We start from the raw sequence: 4,970 nt of genomic DNA, 5'->3' as shown, positions 1-4,970 counted from the left end.
CCCTTCAGCTTGACGGTTCGCCGGCCCGCCCGCCTCGGTGCACCCCCTGAACTGGGCGCGCGGCACCGGCCTCGTGCACGATACGCTCACGACAGGGCGGGGACACCGTGCGGTGCCTCCTGCCCACAGGAAATACAGGTCCGCCCGATGAACGGAGGAACCATGGAGACGCAGCCGCGCCCCCTGCGCGTCGCGATCGCCGACGACGCCCTCCTTCTGCGCGAGGGCATCGCGAAGGTGCTCGTCGACGGCGGACTCGAGGTCGTCGCCTCGGTCGGCACGGGGTCCGAGCTGCTCGAGGTCGCCGCGCGCGGCGGACTCGACGCGGCCGTGCTCGACATCCGCATGCCGCCGAGCTTTCGCGACGAGGGCATCGTCGCCCTCGAAGAGATGCGCGCGCAGGGCTCGACGATCGGCGTGCTGCTGCTGTCGATGTATGCGACGCCCGAGTACGCGCTGCGCGTCATGGGTGCCGGCAGCGGCACCGGCTATCTGCTGAAGGAGCGCGTCTCGGAGCCGCAGACGCTCGTGCGCGCCGTCGAGACCGTCGCCTCGGGCGGCTCGGTCGTCGACCCCGAGGTCGTCGAGCAGCTCGTGCAGCGCACGCGCGCCGACGACCCGCTGTCGCGACTGACCGAGCGCGAGCGGTCGGTGCTCGAGCTCATGGCGCAGGGGTACTCCAACGGCGGCATCGCGCAGTCGCTGTTCCTCGGTCTGAAGACGGTCGAGACCCACGTGCGGTCGATCCTGCAGAAGCTCGACCTCGAGGAGTCTCCCGAGCACCACCGTCGGGTGCTCGCGGTGCTGACGCTCCTCGGCGCGAGGTGATGGCCCCCGGCCGCAAGGGCCGGATCATCAAGCGCACGATCACCATCGCGATCGTCGTCGCCGCGAGTCTGACGATGGAGATCTCGGGGTTCCTCGCGACACCCGAGGCGCTGCGCCGCGAGGTGTCGTGGACGACGCTGCACGCGATCGTGCCGCTCGTGTTCGCGGCGTGCGCCGGCGTGGCGTGGGCGATCGGCCCGTCGCGTCTGCCGGCGCGCCTCATGGTGGCGTTTCCGCTCGTGTGGATCCCACTCTCGTTCCTGCGCGTCATCGAGCACATCGCGTGGCTCTGGCCCCTCGCGTACGGCGTGCACCTGTGGTGGGCGGTGCTCACCGGCATCCTGGTGCTGCTGTACCCGCGCGGCCGGGTGATCGACGGCGTCGACCGCTGGATCGCGGGCATCGCCCTCGTCGCCTCGGTCGGCTACCTGCTCGGCGTGCTGCTGCTCGGCCAGCCCTCGCCCGAGGTCTGCGACTGCACCGCGAACCCCTACCTCGTGGCCGACGCGCCGGGACTGTTCGCCGTGATCGACGTGGGCTACCGACTCGTCGGCGTCGTGCTCGCGATCGTCATCGCCGTGCGTCTGCTCGTGCGCTGGGTGCGCGGCAGCGTGCCGGCCCGCACCGTCGCCTTCCTCATGCCGCTCGCCCTGATCGCCTGGGTCGTGACCCTCGCGACGCAGGCCGCCGCCTACGCGGCCGGCGGCGACGACACCGTGCTCGACACCATCTCGCTCGTGGCGATCGCATCGATTCCGGTCAGCTTCGTCGCGGGAATCTCGCACGCCCGCAACATGCGCGCCCGGGTCGCCGACCTCATGCGCATCACCCGCGAGGGCGCCGACCGCGGCCTCTGGGCCGAATCGCTCGCCCGCACCCTGCGCGACGCCTCGGTGCGCGTCTACTGGTGGGATGAGGAGCGGGGCAGATATGCGGATGCCTCGGGCGAACCGCTCGACGACGGGCCCGGCGCCCGGCGGGGCGACCACGGCCTGTTGCCCGTCTCGTCGCCGACCGGAATGCCCATCGCCATCATCCGCCACGACCGCGTGCTCACCGACAACATGCGCCTGCTCGACGGTGTCTCGAGCGCCCTTCGCCTCTCGGTCGACAACGGACGGCTCCGATCCGAGATCGAGCGCACCCTCGAGCAGGTGCGCCAGTCGCGCAGCCGCATCGTCGAAGCGGGCGACGAGGCGAGGCGGCGCATCGAGCGCGACCTGCACGACGGCGCGCAGCAGCATCTCGTCTCGCTCGGCATGCGGTTGCGGCTCGCGGCGAACCAGGCGCGCGATCGCGGCGTCGAACCGCTCGGCGTCGAGCTCGACGGCACGATCGCGATGCTGAACCAGGCGCTGCGCGAACTGCGCGAGCTTGCGCACGGCATCCACCCCTCGCTGCTGTCGTCGGGCGGGCTCGCGCTCGCGGTGCCCGAACTCGCGGGCCGCTGCCCCGTGCCGATCGAGATCGACGTGCAGCCCGAGGGCCGCTTGCCCGAGGTCGTCGAGTCGACCGCGTACTTCGTGGTCTCGGAGGCGCTCGCGAACGTCGCCAAGCACGCGCAGGCGTCGCACGGCTGGGTGCGTGCCGTGCTCGTCGACGGCGAGCTCGAGCTCGTCGTGCGCGACAACGGCGTGGGCGGGGCGTCGGCGGAGGGCAGCGGCATGCTCGGCATCTCCGACCGCGTCGACGCCGTGGGCGGGCGGTTCCGCCTCGACAGCCCGCCGGGCGCCGGCACGACGATCACGGTGCGAATCCCGGTGCCCGTGGGCTGAGCGGGCCAGACCCGTGGTCAGGCGCGCCAGCGGCAGGCCGCGAGGTCGATGCGGTAGCCGTCGTCGTCGGCGGTGGGGCGCAGCGGCGTGCCCTCGGCGAGGTAGTGCCGTCGAGCCAGTTCGGCATGACCCGTTGGCGGGCGGCCGCCCGCGCGCACGACCCGCCACCACGGCACCTCGCCGCCCGATCGCGCCATCACCTGCCCCACGGCACGTGCTCCGCGCGAGCCGAGCAGGGCCGCGATGTCGCCGTACGTCGCGACCTGGCCCGGCGGGATGTCGGCGACGACCACGAGCACGGCCTCGGCGAATCCCTCGGCGTGCTGCTGCGACATCCATACCCCTTCGACAGGCTCAGGGAGCTCGACAGGCTCAGGAAGCGGTGGGAATCAGAGTTCGAGCGCGCCGATGACGTCGCCGTACGCGGTCTCGCCGATGTCGGTGAAGCCGATGCGGTGGAAGAACGCCTCCGGCCCCTCTTCGCCCGGCTCCCACAGCACGGTGATGCGGTCGAAGCCGCGGTGCTTGGCCTCTTCGGCGAGTGCCGTCGCGAGGTAGCGGCCGACGCCCTTGCCCTGCACCTCGGCGTCGACGTTGATGCGCCAGATGCAGGCCCGGAACTCCTCGTGCTCGTTCTCGGGGTCGAAGTTGCCGTGGATGAACCCGACGACGCGGTCGTCGAGCAGTGCGACGCGCTGCCATGCGGTGGCCGGATTGACGACCGACGCCTCGGCCGAATACGTGACCGGTGCGATGAACTGCTCCTGGCCGGGCTTCAGCGACAAGGAGTTCGCCGCCACGATGTTCGATGCCGACAGGTCTTCCAGTCTCAGCTCAGCCATGCGCCAAGGCTAACCCGTGCGGCCGCCGGGCGGGTAGCCGAAGCGGGCAACGCGCTGCCGAGGTGGCCGGAATTCTCTCGATGTCGAGCCGGAATTCTCTCGATGTAGAGACAGTCTGGCGACGCGGTAAGCTGGGAGACGGCGTGTCCGACCGCCCAGAGGCTTCCCATTTCCCCACCAGAATCAAGGAGACATCCGCTTTGTCGAAGATCAAGGTTGCAGGCACCGTCGTCGAACTCGACGGCGACGAGATGACGCGCATCATCTGGCAGGCCATCAAAGACACGCTCATCCACCCGTACCTCGACGTGAACCTCGAGTACTACGACCTCTCGATCCAGAAGCGCGACGAGACCGACGACCAGATCACGATCGACGCGGCGCACGCCATCCAGAAGCACGGCGTCGGCGTCAAGTGCGCGACGATCACGCCCGACGAGGCGCGCGTCGAGGAGTTCGGCCTGAAGAAGATGTGGAAGTCGCCGAACGGCACGATCCGCAACATCCTCGGCGGCGTCATCTTCCGCGAGCCGATCATCATCTCGAACATCCCGCGCCTCGTGCCGGGCTGGAACAAGCCGATCATCATCGGCCGCCACGCCTTCGGCGACCAGTACCGCGCGACCGACTTCCTCTTCAAGGGCGAGGGCACCCTCTCGGTCTCGTTCACCCCGAAAGACGGAGGCGAGCCGCAGCAGTTCGAGGTCTACCAGTCGCCGGGCGACGGCATCGCGCAGGTGCAGTACAACCTCGACGCCTCGATCCGCGACTTCGCGCGTGCCTCGCTGAACTACGGTCTCTCGCGCAACTACCCGGTCTACCTGTCGACGAAGAACACGATCCTGAAGGCCTACGACGGCCGCTTCAAGGACATCTTCCAGGAGATCTTCGACACCGAGTTCAAGGCGCAGTTCGACGCCGCCGGCCTCACCTACGAGCACCGCCTCATCGACGACATGGTCGCCTCGGCCATGAAGTGGGAGGGCGGCTACGTCTGGGCCTGCAAGAACTACGACGGCGACGTGCAGTCCGACACCGTCGCGCAGGGCTTCGGTTCGCTCGGCCTCATGACGAGCGTGCTCGCCACTCCCGACGGCAAGGTCGTCGAGGCCGAGGCGGCGCACGGCACCGTGACGCGTCACTACCGTCAGCACCAGGCCGGCAAGCCCACCTCGACGAACCCGATCGCCTCGATCTTCGCCTGGACGCGCGGCCTCGCGCACCGCGGCAAGCTCGACGGCAACCAGGAGCTCATCGACTTCGCCGCGACCCTCGAAGACGTCGTCATCACGACCGTCGAGTCGGGCGCCATGACGAAGGACCTCGCGCTCCTCGTCGGCCCCGAGCAGGGCTACCAGACGACCGAGGAGTTCCTCGCGACGCTGGCCGACAACCTGAAGGCGCGCATCGCCGCGTAGTCGACACGCCTCGAGACGGGGGCCGGATGATCTCGCTGGCGCTCGGCCGCGATCCGCGGGTGAAGCAGGGCGACGGGCCTTTCGAATACGGCGCGAAGTGGTACTAC

At 69.8% G+C, this 4,970-nt stretch carries 5 protein-coding genes; 3 read left to right on the top strand and 2 right to left on the bottom strand.

What is annotated here, in order from left to right; genetic code table 11:
- Window positions 1-162 precede the first annotated feature (162 nt).
- Window positions 163-828, top strand: a complete 666-nt coding sequence (locus ACWGST_RS16850; protein ID WP_452047819.1) for a LuxR C-terminal-related transcriptional regulator — start codon at window positions 163-165, stop codon at window positions 826-828.
- Window positions 828-2,603, top strand: coding sequence for a sensor histidine kinase (locus ACWGST_RS16845; RefSeq protein WP_452047818.1), 1,776 nt, complete (start codon window positions 828-830; stop codon window positions 2,601-2,603). The genes ACWGST_RS16850 and ACWGST_RS16845 overlap by 1 nt, the downstream gene beginning before the upstream one ends.
- Window positions 2,604-2,620: 17 nt before the next feature.
- On the opposite strand, the gene ACWGST_RS16840 is transcribed toward ACWGST_RS16845, so the two are convergent.
- Window positions 2,621-2,938, bottom strand: a complete 318-nt coding sequence (locus ACWGST_RS16840; RefSeq protein ID WP_452047817.1) for an MGMT family protein — start codon at window positions 2,936-2,938, stop codon at window positions 2,621-2,623.
- A 54-nt stretch (window positions 2,939-2,992) separates the two neighbouring features.
- On the bottom strand, window positions 2,993-3,445 hold the full coding sequence (locus ACWGST_RS16835; protein ID WP_452047816.1) for a GNAT family N-acetyltransferase: 453 nt from the start codon (window positions 3,443-3,445) through the stop codon (window positions 2,993-2,995).
- A 200-nt stretch (window positions 3,446-3,645) separates the two neighbouring features.
- Here ACWGST_RS16835 and ACWGST_RS16830 point away from each other — a divergent pair, with 200 nt between their 5' ends.
- Window positions 3,646-4,863: an NADP-dependent isocitrate dehydrogenase gene (locus tag ACWGST_RS16830; RefSeq protein ID WP_452047815.1), complete on the top strand. Its 1,218-nt coding sequence runs from the start codon at window positions 3,646-3,648 to the stop codon at window positions 4,861-4,863.
- Window positions 4,864-4,970 lie beyond the last annotated feature (107 nt).

This window comes from Agromyces sp. NPDC055520 (genome assembly GCF_053619715.1).
This window is presented reverse-complemented; position numbering and strand designations above follow the sequence as displayed.